This is a genomic window from Rhodobacter flavimaris (genome assembly GCF_021378075.1).
In the GTDB taxonomy this organism is placed as follows: domain Bacteria; phylum Pseudomonadota; class Alphaproteobacteria; order Rhodobacterales; family Rhodobacteraceae; genus Rhodobacter; species Rhodobacter flavimaris.
On sequence record NZ_JAJUOS010000013.1, the window covers coordinates 1 to 17,630 of the forward strand.

The 17,630-nt window shown below is 61.0% G+C and carries 17 protein-coding genes and 1 tRNA gene; 6 read left to right on the top strand and 12 right to left on the bottom strand.

The genetic code is table 11. From position 1 onward, the window contains the following. Nucleotides 1-85: 85 nt before the first annotated feature. On the bottom strand, nt 86-877 hold the full coding sequence (locus LZA78_RS14870) for a hypothetical protein (protein ID WP_233677711.1): 792 nt from the start codon (nt 875-877) through the stop codon (nt 86-88). Between the two features lie 1,238 nt (nt 878-2,115). On the opposite strand from LZA78_RS14870, the gene LZA78_RS14875 reads away from it, so the two are divergent. Further along, nucleotides 2,116-2,700 carry a hypothetical protein gene (locus LZA78_RS14875; RefSeq protein ID WP_233677712.1) on the top strand — a complete coding sequence of 195 codons (585 nt, stop codon included), beginning with the start codon at nt 2,116-2,118 and terminating at the stop codon, nt 2,698-2,700. Between the two features lie 759 nt (nt 2,701-3,459). On the opposite strand, the gene LZA78_RS14880 is transcribed toward LZA78_RS14875, so the two are convergent. Then, nucleotides 3,460-4,533, bottom strand: coding sequence for a PQQ-dependent sugar dehydrogenase (locus LZA78_RS14880; RefSeq protein ID WP_233677713.1), 1,074 nt, complete (start codon nt 4,531-4,533; stop codon nt 3,460-3,462). A gap of 105 nt (nt 4,534-4,638) precedes the next feature. Here LZA78_RS14880 and LZA78_RS14885 point away from each other — a divergent pair, with 105 nt between their 5' ends. Then, on the top strand, nt 4,639-4,989 hold the full coding sequence (locus LZA78_RS14885) for a RidA family protein (RefSeq protein ID WP_233677714.1): 351 nt from the start codon (nt 4,639-4,641) through the stop codon (nt 4,987-4,989). A gap of 18 nt (nt 4,990-5,007) precedes the next feature. Here LZA78_RS14885 and LZA78_RS14890 read toward each other — a convergent pair whose 3' ends face one another. After that, nucleotides 5,008-5,436 carry a SufE family protein gene (locus LZA78_RS14890; RefSeq protein ID WP_233677715.1) on the bottom strand — a complete coding sequence of 143 codons (429 nt, stop codon included), beginning with the start codon at nt 5,434-5,436 and terminating at the stop codon, nt 5,008-5,010. Nucleotides 5,437-5,552: 116 nt separating this feature from the next. Between LZA78_RS14890 and LZA78_RS14895 the strand changes: the two genes are divergently transcribed. Beyond that, the gene (locus tag LZA78_RS14895) at nt 5,553-6,035 is read left to right on the top strand and encodes a hypothetical protein (protein WP_233677716.1); all 483 of its coding nucleotides are present in this window, start codon (nt 5,553-5,555) and stop codon (nt 6,033-6,035) included. 2 nt (nt 6,036-6,037) lie between these two features. Here LZA78_RS14895 and rnd read toward each other — a convergent pair whose 3' ends face one another. The 3 genes from rnd to purM form a co-directional block, all read right to left on the bottom strand. Next, entirely contained in the window at nt 6,038-7,195 is a 1,158-nt protein-coding gene (gene rnd, locus LZA78_RS14900; protein WP_233677800.1) for a ribonuclease D, read from the bottom strand. A gap of 102 nt (nt 7,196-7,297) precedes the next feature. Beyond that, nucleotides 7,298-7,885: a phosphoribosylglycinamide formyltransferase gene (gene purN / locus LZA78_RS14905; RefSeq protein ID WP_233677717.1), complete on the bottom strand. Its 588-nt coding sequence runs from the start codon at nt 7,883-7,885 to the stop codon at nt 7,298-7,300. After that, nucleotides 7,882-8,928, bottom strand: coding sequence for a phosphoribosylformylglycinamidine cyclo-ligase (gene purM, locus LZA78_RS14910; RefSeq protein ID WP_233677718.1), 1,047 nt, complete (start codon nt 8,926-8,928; stop codon nt 7,882-7,884). The genes purN and purM overlap by 4 nt, the downstream gene beginning before the upstream one ends. 136 nt (nt 8,929-9,064) lie before the next feature. On the opposite strand from purM, the gene LZA78_RS14915 reads away from it, so the two are divergent. Next, nucleotides 9,065-9,141 (top strand) — tRNA-Ile (locus LZA78_RS14915). 338 nt (nt 9,142-9,479) lie between these two features. Next, complete coding sequence (locus LZA78_RS14920) at nt 9,480-10,094, top strand: DJ-1/PfpI family protein (protein WP_233677719.1); 615 nt, start codon at nt 9,480-9,482, stop codon at nt 10,092-10,094. 68 nt (nt 10,095-10,162) lie between these two features. Here the strand turns inward: LZA78_RS14920 and LZA78_RS14925 are convergent, their stop codons facing one another. From LZA78_RS14925 to LZA78_RS14950, 6 genes are all read right to left on the bottom strand, one after another. Then, complete coding sequence (locus LZA78_RS14925; protein ID WP_233677720.1) at nt 10,163-10,708, bottom strand: DUF924 family protein; 546 nt, start codon at nt 10,706-10,708, stop codon at nt 10,163-10,165. Between the two features lie 55 nt (nt 10,709-10,763). After that, the gene (locus tag LZA78_RS14930; protein WP_233677721.1) at nt 10,764-12,053 is read right to left on the bottom strand and encodes a DUF3422 family protein; all 1,290 of its coding nucleotides are present in this window, start codon (nt 12,051-12,053) and stop codon (nt 10,764-10,766) included. Between the two features lie 188 nt (nt 12,054-12,241). Then, nucleotides 12,242-13,705: an NAD(P)(+) transhydrogenase (Re/Si-specific) subunit beta gene (locus LZA78_RS14935; protein ID WP_233677722.1), complete on the bottom strand. Its 1,464-nt coding sequence runs from the start codon at nt 13,703-13,705 to the stop codon at nt 12,242-12,244. A 15-nt stretch (nt 13,706-13,720) separates the two neighbouring features. Then, on the bottom strand, nt 13,721-15,295 hold the full coding sequence (locus LZA78_RS14940) for a Re/Si-specific NAD(P)(+) transhydrogenase subunit alpha (protein ID WP_233677723.1): 1,575 nt from the start codon (nt 15,293-15,295) through the stop codon (nt 13,721-13,723). A gap of 295 nt (nt 15,296-15,590) precedes the next feature. Continuing rightward, nucleotides 15,591-16,031: a methyltransferase family protein gene (locus LZA78_RS14945; RefSeq protein WP_233677724.1), complete on the bottom strand. Its 441-nt coding sequence runs from the start codon at nt 16,029-16,031 to the stop codon at nt 15,591-15,593. Nucleotides 16,032-16,035: 4 nt separating this feature from the next. After that, nucleotides 16,036-16,503 (bottom strand): D-galactarate dehydratase, encoded by a 468-nt coding sequence (locus LZA78_RS14950; protein ID WP_233677725.1) that lies wholly within the window; start codon nt 16,501-16,503, stop codon nt 16,036-16,038. A 101-nt stretch (nt 16,504-16,604) separates the two neighbouring features. Here LZA78_RS14950 and moaA point away from each other — a divergent pair, with 101 nt between their 5' ends. Next, entirely contained in the window at nt 16,605-17,612 is a 1,008-nt protein-coding gene (gene moaA, locus LZA78_RS14955; RefSeq protein ID WP_233677726.1) for a GTP 3',8-cyclase MoaA, read from the top strand. Nucleotides 17,613-17,630 lie beyond the last annotated feature (18 nt).

The window sequence follows — 17,630 nt, forward strand, 5'->3', positions numbered from 1 at the left end:
GGCTTGGTCGGCGATTTTGAATTGGAGGATTTGGGCTTCATCTTCGTTCCTTCGTCACTACGACGAAGCCCAAATCCTCCTTAAATCACAACCTCAAATCTGTGCCATAGGCGCTGACGGGGGACAGTTTGATCGGTATCTTCGACAAATGATTGCCAAGATAGAGGAAAGACCCCTTGATGTCGATTTCTGCAACAGGCTCACCGTCGATAGTCATGGCCAATCGGACTTCAGGCTTTACTAACTGCCACTTCCCATAAATCCGACCACCTTTGTCTAAGCGGCCTTCATTGAAACTACGGTAGCAGCTAGACCAAACCTTGGCCTCTGCCCCTTGAAGCGGATGCTGAGCCATCATTTCATTGATGAGTTGAATCTTGGCAATTTCGTCAGAAATCTGTGGCTCAAACAGTGAGTGACGCAACCGTTTGCCTTTTCGTTTGTTGCCCGAGGCACTGACTTTTGTCGGGGCACGTACGTCAACCAAGCTGCTCATGCCGTGCTTCTCTAACTCTATACTCGAGTGATCTAACTCGTCCGTGACTCGGTAGACTTGGCAAAGTCCCCTCCTCCCGCGCTGAACAATTTTGAGCCAGCCTATTTCAAGCAGTTTATTCCTCAGTTTCTCTGCAATTGCGCGGCCATAAGGGGCATCGTAAAACTTGTCTTCGGTCAGCTGCCAAGCAAGGTGTCCCTTTTCAGAGTGTTTCACTGCTCCGATGACATCGCAAAGTGCAAAGATTGCCTTGCCCCGTGAGGTAGTCCGTAGCGTCGATTCAAACAACTGGTCAACCATGAGTTCCAACGCAAGCCGACTACTATCATTGGCTGGCTTGAATTTTGGGGTTATGAATTTGTCTGCGGATAGCTCTGTCATGGTTGGAACTCCGCGACGAAGTGATCTGGCCAATCGGGATGTAGTGAGTAGCCAAATGTCTTCAGCCTCTGCTCAAGCCCGATCCTAGTTCGGCAGTAGGAGACCGCACGCCAACGCTTACCGGATTGATCTTTCTTCTGAACGATCCACTGCCAATCGTCTTTGCAGGTGACGATGCGTAGCGAGGGGCTCATTAGAGTTAGAACCTTCGCGTACGCGTCATCGCCTTCTCTAGTGGTCAGGGCCTGATGTACTGCTTTGATGGGGGTAAGACTATCTGAAGGGGCGAGCGCGCTCTGGACAAACTTATAGCCGCTCTGCGGAGTTATAAATGACATTCAATATCCTTGGATGGTTAGGCAGCGATGGTGCCCTCGAAGCGTACGAAGTGAGTAGATTGATTCCGTGGAGACGCCCAGACAGGGCGATGCGAAGAGATCCACTTAATATATTGAATAATATGGCAATTTTGCCAATTTGTCCAGAGAAAACATGCCTGAGATTGAAGATTTTGGAATTCTAGACATTGCATCCCGTGGCCATGTGACACAACCTGCATCCTGGTGCATATGGCGAGCACGGGTATCACCAAAGAGCACGTGGCCTGAGCACTTATCAACGCACTTGCAATCGCCGGTAGGTTAGCTATCGTTAAAACTTACAAGCGGCGAAGCGCCTTGGGGCACCCTGCAAAATGCTTCTTGGCTATTTACCAAAACTCGCCACGAGAATAATTGTCGTTGAGGGTTCGGATGATAGTCGATTCAATCGGCGTCGGCTTAGATGCGAGTGGAAAGTCGTGTTTATCATTTGGCGTCAGTCAATATCAATGCCCCACTTGCGGATGCTACAATGTCCAAGTGGGCAAATGTGACCATCTTTATGATGCCTCCACGACGATTATTCTAAACCACAGCTCAATGTCTTGCTTATCATGTGGGCATGAATCCAGAGGAGGTCGCTTCTTTGTGAAAAATGTGCTCGCCGAAAGTGATGCGGATCAACAAGCATTGATTAAGAAAATATCCGAAGATACTGGAGACTTGTTTCGTTACAGGTGACTGCCGAGGTCGGTTTGGTCCCTCAATATTAAGTGAGCATTATAGAGCAAAATCATATCACCATCCCGTTTTGCATTTTTTGTTGTTATGCTTTTTTGGTGAATTTTTCCGAGTGCTCACCTGACTAATGCTTAATAATCAACGCTAGATACCACTAGCTTCAGCTTGGAATAATGTATGTCGAAGCGTGACATTGTGCCGGATAATGTGAGGTCTCTATTTCTGCTGGCTGGCGGCGATGTTTCGCTTGGTGACTTGCACTCCTTTCCTTTGACGGAATACGAGAGGCGCATCGCGCTAGAAGTAATGGCAAACAAATCACATCCATTTTGGAGCGAGATTCGGACGCGAAGCAGCACAAGAGGCAAAAATAGCGCCGATGGCAGTACAGATAGCTATCTGGACGCCCAAGCACAGGCACCTCGACGCGCCGTCGCGCCGATTGTGTCCATGCTATTAATATCCTTCTTGCTTGGTGCAACTATCGTTTATTTTGGCATGAAGGATAGATTTCTAGCCAACCTTTTTGCTGGCATTGTGGTATGGGGCGCATGGATTTTATTAATGCTATTCCTGCTTAGAATGTTCGGGGATAGATTTCGAGGCAATACGATTTATGGATTTTTAGGGTTTTGGGTTTTGTATTTCCCTGCGATCTTTGCTGCCGACTTGTCTGGTCCGATTGCAAATTTTCTTGTTAGTCTTATACCTTTTTTTGCTGCAGCTAGAGTCGGGGATTACGTTCTTAGTTTCTTAATTTGAAATATGGTCCATCAATCCAATCATGACGGACCTACCCAGTTCATGACTGCCTTCTCTGTCGAACGAAGGATCAGGATTCAGTGGTGAAGGCTCTACAAGCTGCGATGCAGGATCAGATGGGGGCTGTAGCCGTATTGGATGTAGAAAGCTTAGGTGTAGAACCAACCTTGATCTTACCCGAGGGAGAATAAGGCATCCCCTTAAGTATTTATATCTACTATATATTTATTGGAAGTAGTGATAGTTAAGGGAGCTTAGGGTACATCCATCAAGACATACCTTTAGGCCCTCTCTTAGTGTTAAGATGTAGAAAACTCCTCCCTTGTCCCTGATCCAGCTTGAACAGGTGACACATAGGGGTTGGAGGGGGGGGCTCTGCCGAATGTGGTTTCCAGACTCCTCAGACCCGATCTCCGTCAACGCCGATACACACACCTATGGCACCCCGTCTGGCCCATGCCCGCCCCCCTAGCTTCGTTTACAGATTCTGGAGGAACTGGCTTCAGGTAGCCCCCAAGGACGGCAGCGAGGCAGCAACTGTCGAACAACTATCACCAATAGAGCGGGCATGTTCCTACTGGCTTACCCCCGAGGAAGGCTTAGGCGGGCGACACGGTATGAACGACCAAATGACTGACCAAGATAAACCGCATTGAGATGAATTCCCTTTTGTCGTATCAATCAAATCAATGCGTTAGATGACATCTGGAGCCTGAGCGAGGATACAGCCCTCGCTACCCGCTCCAATTTATCCTCGGATCACTTCGGCACCAGGCGATAAAGCCCGCCCGAGTCCGAGTCTTCTATGATCCATACATGCCCCGCGCGATCCACCGCGACGTCGCGCACACGCATCCGCAGATCCCACCGCGCAAGCTGGTCCGAGCCATCGCCAGCCACCATCACAAGCCCCTGCCCGCGCAGCGCACCGATCAGCATCTGACCGCGCCACGCGGGGAAATCATCGCCTGCATAGAAGGCCAACCCCGCAGGAGCGATGACCGGCGTCCACCACAGCTTCGGAGCGGTGAACTCCGGGCGGGTATCGTGGTCGGGGATCGGCCAGCCCGTGTAATTGTCGCCGTTCGACACCTCAGGCCAGCCGTAGTTCTGTCCGGGCGTGATTAGGTTCAGCTCATCGCCGCCGCGCGGCCCCATCTCATGCGACCAGAGGCGACCGTCCGGCGCGAAGGCAAGGCCGTAGGGGTTGCGATGCCCTTCGGACCAGATCGCAGCGCGGATCGCACTGCCCGAAAACGGATTGCCGGGCGCGGGCTGCCCGTCGGGCGTCAGGCGCAGGATCTTGCCGCGCGGGTTGTCGGGCACTTGCGCCGTATCGGGCTGCATCCGGTCGCCGACGCTCAGGTAGAGCATCCCGTCGGGGCCGAAGGCGATGATCCCGCCGGGCTGTCCACGCCCGCCCGCGGTCTGCTGCCAGAGGGTCTCGACACCACCTAAAGCGCTGCTATCAAGCCGCGCCCGCGCCAGAACCAGCGCATTCTGGGGTGAAACATAGGTGAAATAGACCCTACCAGACCGTGCAAAATCCGGCGAAACAGCGATATCCAATAGGCCATTCTGACCTGCAAACTGCACTTTTGGAACATTTTCTAATGAAACGCCATCTTCGCTTTCAAACAGCCAAATCTCCCCCGGCTTGGTCGTGACCAGCAGGCGGCCATCCGGCAGCGGCGCGATGGCCCATGGCAGGTCGAGCGTGGCTACACGCTCCAGCCTGAACGGCAGATCGCGGCTTGCCGGTCGCTCGCCCATGTTCTGCGCCCAGACCGGGCCGGTCAGAAAAATCAACGCAACAAGAAATCGTCCAAACACTTTGAAACCTCTTTTCCCGTCAAAGGTAGTGCGCTCACGCGGAAAGCCACTGGCCCCGGCGAAACCCTGCCGCTATCACCTTGGCAATCAATCACGGAGGGGCCAATGGCCGAGATCAAACGTATCGAGTGCGGCGCGCGCATGAGCGAAGCCGTCGTCTATAACGGGCTTATCTGGCTGGCAGGTCAGGTCGGCGCACCAGGTGAAAGCGTGACCGCCCAGACCAAGGCGATTCTCGCCAGCATCGACCGCCTTCTGGCGGAGGCCGGCTCGGACAAGACCCGCATCCTGAGCGCACAGATCTGGCTGGCCGATATCGCCGATTTTGCCGAGATGAACGCCGTGTGGGATGCATGGGTTCCGGCGGGCCATTGCCCGGCGCGCGCGACCGGCGAGGCCCGTCTGGCCGCGCCCGATTACCGCGTCGAAATCATCATCACCGCCGCGCAGGCGTGAACAACGGGGCGGCGGGGCCTAGGCTGCCGCCGCCTCGGCCGCAAGGCGCCGAATACGCTCGACCATCGCCGCGACGCCGTTCGAGCGCTGCTGGCTAAGATGCTCATTGAGGCCCAGACGGCCCAGTTCCGCCTTGGCATCGACCTTGGCGACCTCGGCCACACTCAACCCGGAGTAAAGCGCGTGCAGCACCGCGATCAGGCCGCGTACGATCAGCGCATCCGACTCGCCTTGGAAATCGAAGCGCGCGGTGGGGCCAGTGCCCTCGATCCGCGGCAGCAGCCAGACCTGACTTGCGCAGCCCTCGACCTTGGTCGCGGGCACCTTCACGGCATCCTCCATCGGCGCCATTGCCTTGCCCAGTTCGATCACATGCCGGTAGCGGTCTTCCCAGTCATCGAGAAACTCGAAGGTCTCGGCGATTTCCTCGAAGCTTTCGGTGGCCATGTGCCTCTCCTCTGTAGCGACGCCCCTGCCTAACGCGAGTGCGCGCATGGGTCCAGTGGCGGCTTTTCAAAAGCCACGCAATGGGCTACCCAAGAGCAAACCAGTCCGGAGTCCCCATGCGACAGCCCCTTCTTGCCTCGCTTGCCATCGTCACTGTCGTTGCCGGATGCGGCTTCAGCGAAAGCCGGTTCAACCCGTTCAACTGGTTCGGCGGCGATGAGGAAGTCACCACGCTGGAACCCGAGGGCGGCTACGCTGTCAGCCTTGGCGACAACCGCGCAATGATCGACCAGGTGACCCGGCTTGAGGTGAAGCCCACGCAGGGCGGCGCCATCGTCTCGGCTGCCGGGCTGACCCCGACGCAGGGCTGGTGGGACGCCGAACTGATCGCGGAGAATGACGGTTACGCCGTCGATGGCGTGATGAGCTACACCTTCGTCGTGGCCGAACCCGACCCCTATTCGGATGCCTCCAAGCGTGTGCTCACGCCCGAGTCGCGCGAAGTCACCGTCGCGGCCTTCATCTCGAACGCCCGCCTGCGCGATGTCTCGAAGATCGTGGTGACCGGCGCGAATAACGCGCGCTCGGTCAGCCGCTAAACTCAGCCGGCCAGAACGATCCGGACGGCCCCGCCCGAGGCCGTCAGCGCGATCTCGCCATGCGCAAGACGCAGCGCATCCTGACCGAAGACCTCATTGCGCCAGCCGCTAAGCGCGGGCACGTCGCGTTTGCCCGCGGCGATCCGGTCCAGATCCGAGGCGCTTGCGATCAGCTTGGCGGCAACGCCGGTTTCCTCGGACTTCGCCTTGAGCAGCACGCGCAGCAGGTCGGCCAGCGCGGTGTTCACCTGCAACTGGGTGCTTTCCTCGGGCACGCGCGGCATGTCCTCGGGGCGAACCTCAAGCCCCTCTTTCACCGCCTGAAGGATGCCCTCGGCGATGTCACCCCGACGCGCCTCGCGCAACAGCAGGCGCGACTTCCCCAGCTCATCCATCGAGGTGGGTTTGGTCGAGGCCAGTTCCAGCAGCGCGTCATCCTTGAAGATGCGCGAGCGCGGGATGTTCTTGTTCTGCGCATAACCCTCGCGGAAGCGCGCCAGTTCGCGCACGATGGCGAGGAACCGGCCCGAGGTGGTGCGGGTCTTGACGCGCTGCCAGGCCTCTTCGGGGCGCGTGATATAGGTCTCGGGGTTGAGAAGGATGGCTTCCTCCTCTTCGACCCATTGCTCACGGCCCGATTTCTTCAGCTCTTTCGAGAGGAACTCGTAGATCACCCGCAGATGGGTCACATCGGCCAGCGCGTATTTCAACTGCGCCTCGGTCAGCGGACGGCGCGACCAGTCGGTAAAGCGCGAGGTCTTGTCGAGCTGCTGACGCGCGATCTTCTTGACCAGTGTCTCATAGCCGACCTGCTCGCCAAAGCCGCAGACCATGGCGGCGACCTGGGTGTCGAACAGTGGCAGCGGGAAGACTCCTGCCTCGATGAAGAAGATCTCGAGGTCCTGGCGCGCGGCGTGGAAAACCTTGACCGTGCCCTGGTGCCGGAACAGGTCATAGAGCGGCTCAAGCGAGATGCCATCGGCCAGCGGATCGACAAGGACCGCATCGCCATCCTTGCCGGGCAGCGCCATCTGCACAAGACAGAGCTTGGACCAATAGGTCCGCTCCCTCAGGAACTCGGTATCGACGGTAACGTAGGGCTGGGTCTTTGCCTTCGCGCAGAATGCGGCAAGGGCTTCGGTCGTGGTAATTGTGGGCATCGCGCGCTTCTCTGGTCGCGGGGTCATCCCGCCGTCCCTTCCCCTTTAGGAGGTTGAGACGCGAAAGAAAAGTGCGCGCTGCGCGATTTCGCCTGAAAACGACTAGAGCAGAACCGGCGTGCGGTCCCCGGCGACGTAGCGGCGCAGAACGGCGGGGTAAAGGCGATGCTCCATCACCAGCACGCGTGCGGCCAGTGTTTCGGCTGTGTCGCCCGGCTCGACCGGCACGCGGGCCTGCCCGAGGATCGGACCATCGTCCAGCACGGGCGTGACCTCATGCACGGTGCAGCCGGCCTCGGCATCGCCCGCGTCCAGCGCGCGCTGATGGGTATGCAGGCCGGGATACTTGGGCAGAAGCGAGGGGTGGATATTCAGCATCCGCCCCGCGAATTGCTCGACAAAGCCCGGCGTCAGGACGCGCATGAAGCCTGCAAGGCAGAGCACATCGGGTTCGGCCGCGAGGATGGGTTTGAGCAGTTCGGCCTCGAAGGCCACGCGATCCTTGCCGAAGGGGCGGTGGTCGATGGCGGCCGTGGGTACGCCCATGCGCGCGGCCTTTTCCAGCCCCGCAGCCGCCGCATCGTTCGAGGCCACCAGAACCGGGGCCGCATAACCCTGGGCCTGCATATCCTCGACGAGGCGGACCATGTTCGATCCGCCCCCGGAAATCAGGATCGCGACACGCTTCACAGAAGCGCGCCCTCATAGGCTACGCCGGTGCCCTCGGTCACGGTGCCGATGCGGGTCACGGTCTCGCCCTGCGCGCGCAGCAGCTCGGCCAGCGCCTCGGCGCGGTCGGCGGCGACCACGACGATCATGCCGATGCCGCAGTTGAAGGTCTTGAGCAGCTCGGGCTCGGCCATATTCGCGGTGTCAGCCAGCCAGCGGAACACGGGCGGCAGCTCCCACGACGACAGGTCGATCGTCGCGCCAAGCCCCTCGGGCAGGACGCGCGGCAGGTTCTCGGTCAGACCGCCACCGGTGATATGCGCGAGCGCATGAACGCCACCCGCACGCACCGCAGCCAGTGCCTGCTTGACGTAAAGCCGGGTCGGCGCCAGCAGCGCCGCGCCAAGCGAGCCTTCCGCGAAGGGGCAATCTGCCTCCCAGTCAAGGCCCGAGAGTTCAACCACCTTGCGCACAAAGCTGTAGCCGTTCGAATGCACGCCGTTCGAGCCGAGGCCGAGCAGCACATCGCCCTTCACGACACCCGCCGGAAGATCGGCACCACGCTCCATCGCGCCCACGGCGAAGCCCGCGAGGTCGAAATCGTCCTTGGCATACATGCCCGGCATCTCGGCGGTCTCGCCGCCGATCAGCGCGCAGCCCGACTGGGCGCAGCCCTCGGCGATGCCCTCGATGATACGGGTGGCCTGATCAAGCTCCAGCTTGCCGGTGGCGAAGTAGTCGAGGAAAAAGAGCGGCTCGGCGCCCTGGCAGACGAGGTCGTTGACGCACATCGCCACAAGGTCGATCCCGATCGTGTCCACGTTGCCGGTGTCGATGGCGATGCGCAGCTTCGTGCCCACGCCGTCGGTGGCCGCCACGAGGATCGGATCGCTATAGCCCGCGCCCTTCAGATCGAACAGCGCGCCGAAGCCGCCCAGACCCGACATGGTGCCGGGGCGCGTGGTGCGCTTCGCCGCCGGTTTGATCCGCTCGACCAGAGCATTGCCCGCATCGATATCGACGCCCGCATCGGCATAGGTCAGCCCGTTTTTCCCCGTGGTCATCGCCCGCATCTCCGCCAGTGGAACCTTTGGCCCGCGCCTTAGCGCAAAGGCCGCCCGGGGGCAACGGAAAGGCGCGCGCAGGGCCGATATTCTTGACGCGCCCCGCGCCCCCGGATAAGCCGAGGGCGACCATTGGGGGCCTATAGCTCAATTGGTTAGAGCAGGGCGCTCATAACGCCTTGGTTGGGGGTTCGAGTCCCTCTGGGCCTACCAATGGATTGCTTCAGGTCGTCCCGCATCGACCAGCAACATTTCTCGAATTTCAATCCGCCCGCGAAGCACGCCGACAGATCATCGCGGGTCCCTGCCCGATGAAGCTCGCTGAACGCCGACAGGCAGGCCATGGCTTTCCAATCCCCGCTGAACCTGTTTGTCTTACCCGAGCCTCAAGAGACGTTCACGCCCTGCCCGCAGATGGCTTCGCGGGGCCGCGCGAACCTAGCCTAAACATGGCTCTGCGTCTTTCCAAACGCGGTCGCACTTGCTGGAATCAGGGTGAACGTAAGATCATCGGGGGATCTCGAGCGGAACCTTTGAACCGGAGGCCTTCAATGCGCAGTCTTGGGATCTTGGTCTATCCGAACTTTGAGCTCCTTGATCTCTTTGGCCCGGTAGAAATGTTCGGCTGGCTCGCAGAGGTCTTCGAACTGACCTTGATCGGCCCGACCGCTGGCCCGATAAGAAGCAATATGGGGCTCGCGACCGTGGCGGAGATGGCCATGAACGAGCGCACGGCCTTCGACATTCTGCTGGTGCCCGGGGGCTGGGGCAGGTCCATTCCCGTCGATACCGACGCGCTTCTGCCCTGGCTCAAGGAGGCAGCGCAAAAGGCGGACCGCGTGCTGACGGTCTGCACGGGCAGCGCTTTGCTGGCCCTTACAGGGCTTCTCGATGGACGCAAGGCAACGACCAACAAGGCTCTATTCGATTGGGTTGCTTCGAAACGCCCAGAGGTTAACTGGCAGGCGGAAGCCCGCTGGGTCTGCGACGACAAGTACTACACGTCCTCCGGTGTCTCAGCGGGCATGGACATGGCGCTTGGAGTGATTGCCGAAGTGATCGGGCAGGATAAAGCCGAGGAAGTCGCACAGGGCTGCGAGTATATTTGGCATCGCGATCCCACTTGTGACCCTTTTGCGCGAACCCACTGCGCCCTGGGACCGTAAACCTCGCGCTCTGCGGAAAGAACGCCCCCATTCCGTAGGGCGCGACCAATACAGACCTTGCCGCGTCTTCAGAACCCGGGATGCGTCTTGAGGAACTCGGTCTCCTCCTCCGTCGATGCACGCCCGAGCACCGCGTTTCGGTGCGGGAAGCGACCGAAGCGCGCGACGATATCGCGGTGCAGGATCGCGAATTTCAGCGACTCGGGCTCGCCCATCGCGCGGTAAAGCGCCACGGACAGCTCCTGATCGGCCAACGCTTCGCTATGCATGAAGGGCAGGTAGAAGAACTGCCGCTCGGCAGGGTCCAGCGCGCGGCCGTAGCCCCGTGCAAGGGCCGTGCGGGCATGCGCCAGCGCAATCTCGTTGCTTTCGAACGAACGGGGCGAGCCGCGGAACATGTTGCGCGGAAACTGGTCAAGTACGATCATCAGCGCAAGCGCCGAGCGCTCTTCCTCGATCCAGCCGTCCAATTCGCCGCGATGAGCGGCCTCATAGGTCGCGCTGAACCGCGCGACGATGCTTTGGTCAAAGCTTTCGTCCTTGGCATACCATTTGCGCCGGACTTCCTCGGCGAACCAGAACTCAAGAACCCCTTCGGGCTTTTCCAGAACCATTGCGCGTCCCCCTTATCCGCAACGAGTTAGCCCGCGCGAAATGACAGGCAAGCGATCAGTGCCCGCCAAAGCTGTTGCGGATGCGGCGCACCATCAACCAGACGCCCAGGATCACCACCGGGGTCAGCGCACCCAGCAAAACCTCTTTCGAGGCGCCAAGCTGCTTGGCGACCGGATAGACCAGATAGCCCGCGATGCTGATCGCATAGTAGCTGATTGCGACAACCGACAGTCCCTCGACCGTGTGCTGCAGGCGCAGTTGCAGGTCTGCGCGGCGGTCCATGCTTTCCAGAAGCTTCTGGTTCTGCGCCTGCCGCTCAACGTCCACCCGTGTGCGCAGTAGCTCGCCCGCCCGCGCGGCGCGCTCGACCATGGCACGCAGCCGCACCTCGGCCGATTTTGTGGTCCGCATCGCGGGGTCGTAGCGGCGCATCATGAATTCCGAGAACTTCTGACGCCCCTCGTAGCGGGTCTCGCGCAGCACCTCGACGCGCTCCTTGACGATCGCCTCATAGGCACCGGTCGCGCTGAAACGGAAGCTGTGAGTGACCGCCAGCGCCTCAAGCTCGGACGAAACCGAGATCAGCGTGTTGAGTGTCTCCTCGGCGGGGCAGTCTTCCCTCGACATACTGGCGACCAGCGCGGTCAACTCGGGGTCGAGCGCATTGAGCCGCGCCGACAGCGCCCGTGCACGCCGAAGGCCAAGCATCGACATGGCGCGGTAGGTCTCGATCTCGCACAGGCGCTGGACGATACGGCCAACCCGCCCTGCCCCGGTTCCCGGAGCCACGAAAACCGCAAAGCGCATCTGGCCTGCCGGGTCGATCCTGAAATCACCCGCGAGGATGGCCACGCCGTCCAGCACCCAGGCGCAGGCGAGGCTCTCAGGCACGAACCAGTCATCAAGATCGGCATTGATCTGCTCGGGGTCTGCCGGCAGCGGCAGCACCCGGATCGACACCGCAGCGATGCGCTTTCCGGGAGCCGCATTCAGCCAGTCGGCGGGAAAGATCTCGGCCTCGGCCGGATCGAAGGGGCGCGCCGACAGACCGGGCGCATGGGCCAGGAAGGTCGTGAATTCGGTATGGCTTTCCCACCGCACATGGTGGCGCCCAAGGCTCGCGCTGTGATGCGTCACCCCCGCGGGCGCGGGCGCAGCACCCGAGCGGCGCAACAAATCGTTGAGATGCGTCAGGTCATCCGCACGGTCGCGGTTGGCGGCGTCCATCGGCTCCTTGATCGCCAGATAGACAACCTGCGAGGGCACCGGAATCCGCGGAAACGGACGGGCGTGCAGCTCATTCACGAGCGCATAGCGCAGCGGGTGATCTTCGACAGAAACCATGGGCGCATCTCCTTCGAGATTTCTCTCTAGCCGGAATTCACGTTGAGTAAACAAAAAATATACTGCGATAACAGATATTTATCTGCATACCACGGTGCACAATCGACGCTTTCCATCGCACGAACGGCCCGCCGGAAACGAAAAGCCCCGCCGGAGGGGCGGGGCTTTCAAGATCATTGCCGATCCGATCACATGCGGATCAGGTGCAGCAGCTCTTCGAGCGACTTCTTGGCGTCGCCGTAGAACATGCGCGTGTTCTCTTTGTAGAACAGCGGGTTCTCGATGCCCGAGTAGCCCGTGCCCTGACCACGCTTCGACACGAAGACCTGCTTGGCTTTCCAAACTTCCAGCACCGGCATGCCGGCGATGGGCGAGTTCGGATCGTCCTGCGCGGCCGGGTTCACGATGTCGTTCGAGCCGATCACGATGACCACATCCGTATCCGGGAAGTCGTCGTTGATCTCGTCCATTTCCAGAACGATGTCGTAGGGCACCTTGGCCTCGGCCAAGAGCACGTTCATGTGGCCCGGCAGACGGCCCGCGACCGGGTGGATCGCGAAACGCACGTTCTTGCCACGCCCGCGCAGCATCGAGGTCAGTTCCGACACGGCGATCTGTGCCTGCGCAACGGCCATACCGTAGCCCGGAACGATGACGACGCTGTCGGCCTCGTTCAGCGCATCGGCCACGCCCTGCGCGTCGATCGCGATCTGCTCGCCCTCGACTTCCATCGCCGGACCCGAGGTGCCGCCGAAGCCGCCCAGGATCACCGAGACGAACGAGCGGTTCATCGCCTTACACATGATGTAGGACAGGATCGCACCCGACGAACCCACCAGCGCACCGGTCACGATCAGCAGGTCGTTGCCAAGCGAGAAGCCGATGGCCGCAGCGGCCCAGCCCGAGTAGGAGTTCAGCATCGACACCACGACCGGCATGTCGGCGCCGCCGATGCCCATGATCAGGTGGTAACCGATGAAGAACGCCAGCAGCGTCATGCCGATCAGCGCCCAGGCACCCGCACCATTGACGTAAAGCACCAGCAGCGCAAGCGAGCCGACCGCAGCCAGAGCGTTCAGCATGTGACCGCCCGGCAGCTTCTTGGCCTGCGAGGTGATTTTGCCGGCCAGCTTACCGAACGCGATGACCGAGCCGGTGAAGGTCACGGCACCGATGAACACACCGAGGAACGTCTCGACCTTGAGGATCGACACCTCGACGGAGGTCTTGTGCGCGACGAGCTGTGCAAAGTCCTTCAGCTCTTCATAGGCGGCAGGCATGACGCCGGTCGCGTGATGCTCGGCGATGATGTCCCAGACCTGGCCCAGGGTGATGTGGGTGTTGTAGCCCACGAACACCGCCGCCAGACCGACGAGCGAGTGCATCGCGGCGACAAGCTGCGGCATCTCGGTCATCTGGACCTTCTTGGCGACGATCCAGCCGATGATGCCACCGCCGACGATCATCAGCGCCGACAGGATCCAAAGCCCCTGCCCCGGCCCGACCAGCGTCGCGGCCACGGCCAGAGCCATGCCCACCATGCCATACCAGACGGCGCGCTTGGCGCTTTCCTGACCCGACAGGCCACCGAGCGAGAGGATGAAGAGCACAGCCGCGACGACATATGCGGCAGTGGTGAAACCGAATTCCATGTTACCCTCTCCCCCTTACGACTTCTGGAACATGGCCAGCATGCGGCGCGTGACCATGAAGCCGCCGAAGATATTGATGCCCGCCATGAAGACCGACAGAGCGGCCAGCACGATCACCAGGAAGTTCCCCGAGCCGATCTGCATCAGCGCGCCCAGGATGATGATCGACGAGATCGCGTTGGTGACCGCCATCAGCGGAGTGTGCAGCGAGTGCGAGACGTTCCAGATCACCTGGAAGCCCACGAAGCACGACAGCGCGAAGACGACGAAGTGCGACATGAACGAGGCCGGGGCAACGAGGCCCACACCCAGCAGCAGCGCGCCGCCGATGCCCAGCATCAGGATCTGGTCGCGGGTCTGCTTCTTGAAGGCAGCATGATCGCGCGCCTTGATCTCGGCGGGCGTCAGCTCCTTAGCCTTTTCCTTGGGCTTTTGCGCCGCGATCGCCGCGATCTTGGGCGGCGGCGGCGGGAAGGTGATCGCACCCTCATAGGCCACGGTCGCGCCGCGGATCACGTCGTCTTCCATGTTGTGGTTGACCACGCCGTCCTTGCCGGGCGTCAGGTCGGTCATCATGTGACGGATGTTGGTCGAATAAAGCTGCGAGGCCTGCGCGGCCATACGCGACGGGAAGTCGGTGTAACCGACGATGGTCACGCCGTTTTCCGACACGACCTTCTCGTCCTTGACGGTCAGTTCGCAGTTGCCGCCACGCTCGGCGGCAAGGTCGACCACGACCGAGCCGCGCTTCATCAGCTCGACCATGTCCTTGGTCCAGAGGATCGGCGCGTCACGGCCCGGGATCAGCGCCGTGGTGACGACGATGTCCATATCGGGCGCAAGCTCGCGGAACTTCTTGAGCTGAGCTTCGCGGAACTCGGGGCTCGAGGGCGCGGCATAGCCGCCGGTCGTGGCGCCGTCGGTCTGGGCTTCCTCGAAATCGAGATAGACGAACTCGGCGCCCATCGATTCGATCTGTTCGGCCACTTCGGGACGCACGTCGAAAGCGTAGGTGATGGCGCCAAGCGCGGTCGAGGTGCCGATGGCGGCAAGACCCGCAACGCCCGCGCCGACGATCAGCACCTTGGCCGGGGGAACCTTGCCCGCGGCGGTGACCTGACCGGTGAAGAAGCGGCCGAAGTTGTTACCGGCCTCGATCACCGCGCGGTAGCCCGCGATGTTCGCCATCGAGGACAGCGCGTCCATCTTCTGTGCGCGCGAGATCCGCGGCACCATGTCCATCGCGATGACATTCGCGCCGGTCTTCTCGGCGGCTTCCAGAAGCTCTTTGTTCTGGGCCGGGTAGAAGAACGAGATCAGCGTCTGGCCCTTGGTCAGGCGGCCAAGCTCTTCCATTTCCGGCGGGCGCACCTTGACGACGAAGTCGACGGCCTTGAATAGCTCTTCGACCGTCGGGACAACGGTGACGCCGGCCTTGGTATAGGCCGAGTCCTCAAAGCCTGCGGCATGGCCTGCGCCAGCCTCGACAAAACACTCATGCCCCAGCTTTTGCAGCTGCAGCGCGGAATCGGGCGTCATCGCAACGCGCGACTCGCCCTCAAATATCTCCTTCGGAGCGCCGATCTTCACCTTGTCTCCCCCTTCTTACGCCGCCCGGACGGGTCCGTCCGAGGGTAATTCATGTGGCGAAGGACTGATTAACATCGCGCAATAAAGTTTCACAAGCGGCTTGATTGCCGAAATCCTTGTAAAAACGTCGCATGTCGGGGAAGGCTGAATTGTATACCACGGAGTGCCATGGTATACTGAACTTTATCGAAACATTTCAGATTGTTACGCACCCATTTGCGGGGTGTGAAAAACGGCAACACTACAGCACTTTTTCGCAGCTGCAGAAAATGCGCCGCTTCACCGCGTCTCGCGATCAGAGCCAGCGCCGAGTATGACTGCAATAGGTGGCGTATTCATCGCCAAAAGTGGCCAGAATCCGGGCCTCTTCGCCCAGAATGTAGCGCCGGGTGATCAAAAGCATGAAGGCGGGCACCAGCGGAAGCGCCAACAACCCGTCACTGATCAGCATGAACCCGGTCAACACGAGCGCATCACCCAGGTAGATCGGATTGCGCGAAATCGCGAAAACGCCGCCCGTCACCAAGGCTGATGGATCGCGGCGCGGAATGAAGGTCGTGTTGCGCAGCACCATCTGCCCTGCCGCAGCCAGAACCAGCGCGCCGCCGAGTGCAATCAAACCCCAACCCAGCACCGCGCCATAGGGCAATGCAAGCGGCACCGCGCGGGCCACGAGCCAGCCGAGCGCCGCGAATATGCCGAGCCACAGGGGCGGAATGTCGATTTCACGCAGCATGGGCTCAGTAGCGATAGACCACGACCTCGGGCAGGCCGGTCAGGTCCACCCCGAGCAGCCGCAGCGTCGGCAGCGACATTTGCGAGCCCGACCCCTCGGCGCCCCCGGTCGGGAGCAGGTCGACCTGCGCCGAAGTGCCGGTCGCGGGCAACTCGACCCGCCCCTTGGCGGGCGCGCCGACCAGCGGTGTTTTCAGCCAGAACCCCGGCTGCGTCGGATCGCCGAGGCTGGCCACCGTGACGCCAAGCCGCACGCCCTGCCCGGTGACCTGCGCGGCCTGCGCACGCTCGGCCGAGCTGGTGGTATCAAGCGCCTCTGCCGTCGCCCCCACGGGCATCGGCAGGGCCGAGACCGCGATATCGTCGGTGGGCGCGATCATCGGCGGCATCGCCTCGGGCTTGTCGTCGCCGAAGCCGAGGCGGCCACAACCCGCGACCGCGATCATCATAAGGAATAACCCCTTGCGAACCATGATGCCTCCTCCGGATCTTGCGTTCAGCCTATGCGCTGCCCTGCGCCATGGCAACGCCCAGCCCCCTTGCCGCCGCACATCACCCGGCCTAGGTTCCGGCTATGGAACATGCACCGCTCATCGACCCCTTTGCCCGCCCGATCACCTACCTCCGGGTGTCGGTGACCGACCGCTGCGATTTTCGCTGCACCTATTGCATGGCCGAGCACATGCAGTTCCTGCCCAAGAAAGAGTTGCTGAGCCTTGAGGAGCTTGACCGGCTTTGTTCGGCCTTTGTCGGGTTGGGGGTGAAGAAGCTGCGCATCACCGGGGGCGAGCCCTTGGTGCGCCGCGATATCCTGACCTTCTTCCGCCGCATCTCGCGCCATCTGGACAGCGGCGCCCTGGACGAGCTGACGCTGACCACCAACGGCTCGCAACTCGTGCGCTTTGCCGACGAGCTCGCCGCGCTTGGCATGCGGCGCATCAATGTTTCGCTCGATACGCTCAAGCCCGAGAAATTCGCGGCGATCACCCGATGGGGGCGGCTTGATCAGGTGCTGGAGGGCATCGCCGCTGCCAAGCGCGCGGGGCTGCGCGTCAAGATCAACACGGTGGCGCTCAAGGGCTTCAACGAGGATGAGCTCTTTGACCTGATCGCCTGGTGCGAGGCCGAGGGCCATGACCTGACCTTCATCGAGGTCATGCCGATGGGCGATATGGGCGAGGAATTACGCCTCGATCAATACTGGCCCCTGTCGGATGTGCGCAAGGCGATGGCCGAGCGGTTCACCCTGCAGGAGACCGCCGAGACCACCGGCGGCCCGGCGCGCTACGTGCGCCTGCAAGAGACCGGGCAGCGTATCGGCTTCATCACGCCGCTCACGCATAACTTCTGCGAAAGCTGCAACCGGGTGCGGGTGACCTGCACGGGCGAGTTGTTCATGTGCCTCGGCCAGGAGGATGTCGCCGACCTGCGCGCGCCCCTACGTGCCAGCACCGATGACACAGCCCTGATCGAGGCAATCCGCGCCGCCATCGCGCGCAAGCCGCGCGGGCACGATTTCGATTATTCCCGCGCCGGGGTCGGAGGCCAGATGAGCCGCCACATGAGCCATACCGGCGGCTGATCTGGGTCAATGCGCTGG

Bases quoted from the DNA above. Each gene is read 5' to 3' on its own strand.
- LZA78_RS14870 (WP_233677711.1), bottom strand. From the start codon at position 877: ATGACAGAGCTATCCGCAGACAAATTCATAACCCCAAAATTCAAGCCA.
- LZA78_RS14875 (WP_233677712.1), top strand. From the start codon at position 2,116: ATGTCGAAGCGTGACATTGTGCCGGATAATGTGAGGTCTCTATTTCTG.
- LZA78_RS14885 (WP_233677714.1), top strand. From the start codon at position 4,639: ATGGCCGAGATCAAACGTATCGAGTGCGGCGCGCGCATGAGCGAAGCC.
- LZA78_RS14890 (WP_233677715.1), bottom strand. From the start codon at position 5,436: ATGGCCACCGAAAGCTTCGAGGAAATCGCCGAGACCTTCGAGTTTCTC.
- LZA78_RS14895 (WP_233677716.1), top strand. From the start codon at position 5,553: ATGCGACAGCCCCTTCTTGCCTCGCTTGCCATCGTCACTGTCGTTGCC.
- rnd (WP_233677800.1), bottom strand. From the start codon at position 7,195: ATGCCCACAATTACCACGACCGAAGCCCTTGCCGCATTCTGCGCGAAG.
- purM (WP_233677718.1), bottom strand. From the start codon at position 8,928: ATGACCACGGGGAAAAACGGGCTGACCTATGCCGATGCGGGCGTCGAT.
- LZA78_RS14920 (WP_233677719.1), top strand. From the start codon at position 9,480: ATGCGCAGTCTTGGGATCTTGGTCTATCCGAACTTTGAGCTCCTTGAT.
- LZA78_RS14925 (WP_233677720.1), bottom strand. From the start codon at position 10,708: ATGGTTCTGGAAAAGCCCGAAGGGGTTCTTGAGTTCTGGTTCGCCGAG.
- LZA78_RS14930 (WP_233677721.1), bottom strand. From the start codon at position 12,053: ATGGTTTCTGTCGAAGATCACCCGCTGCGCTATGCGCTCGTGAATGAG.
- LZA78_RS14935 (WP_233677722.1), bottom strand. From the start codon at position 13,705: ATGGAATTCGGTTTCACCACTGCCGCATATGTCGTCGCGGCTGTGCTC.
- LZA78_RS14945 (WP_233677724.1), bottom strand. From the start codon at position 16,031: ATGCTGCGTGAAATCGACATTCCGCCCCTGTGGCTCGGCATATTCGCG.
- LZA78_RS14950 (WP_233677725.1), bottom strand. From the start codon at position 16,503: ATGGTTCGCAAGGGGTTATTCCTTATGATGATCGCGGTCGCGGGTTGT.
- moaA (WP_233677726.1), top strand. From the start codon at position 16,605: ATGGAACATGCACCGCTCATCGACCCCTTTGCCCGCCCGATCACCTAC.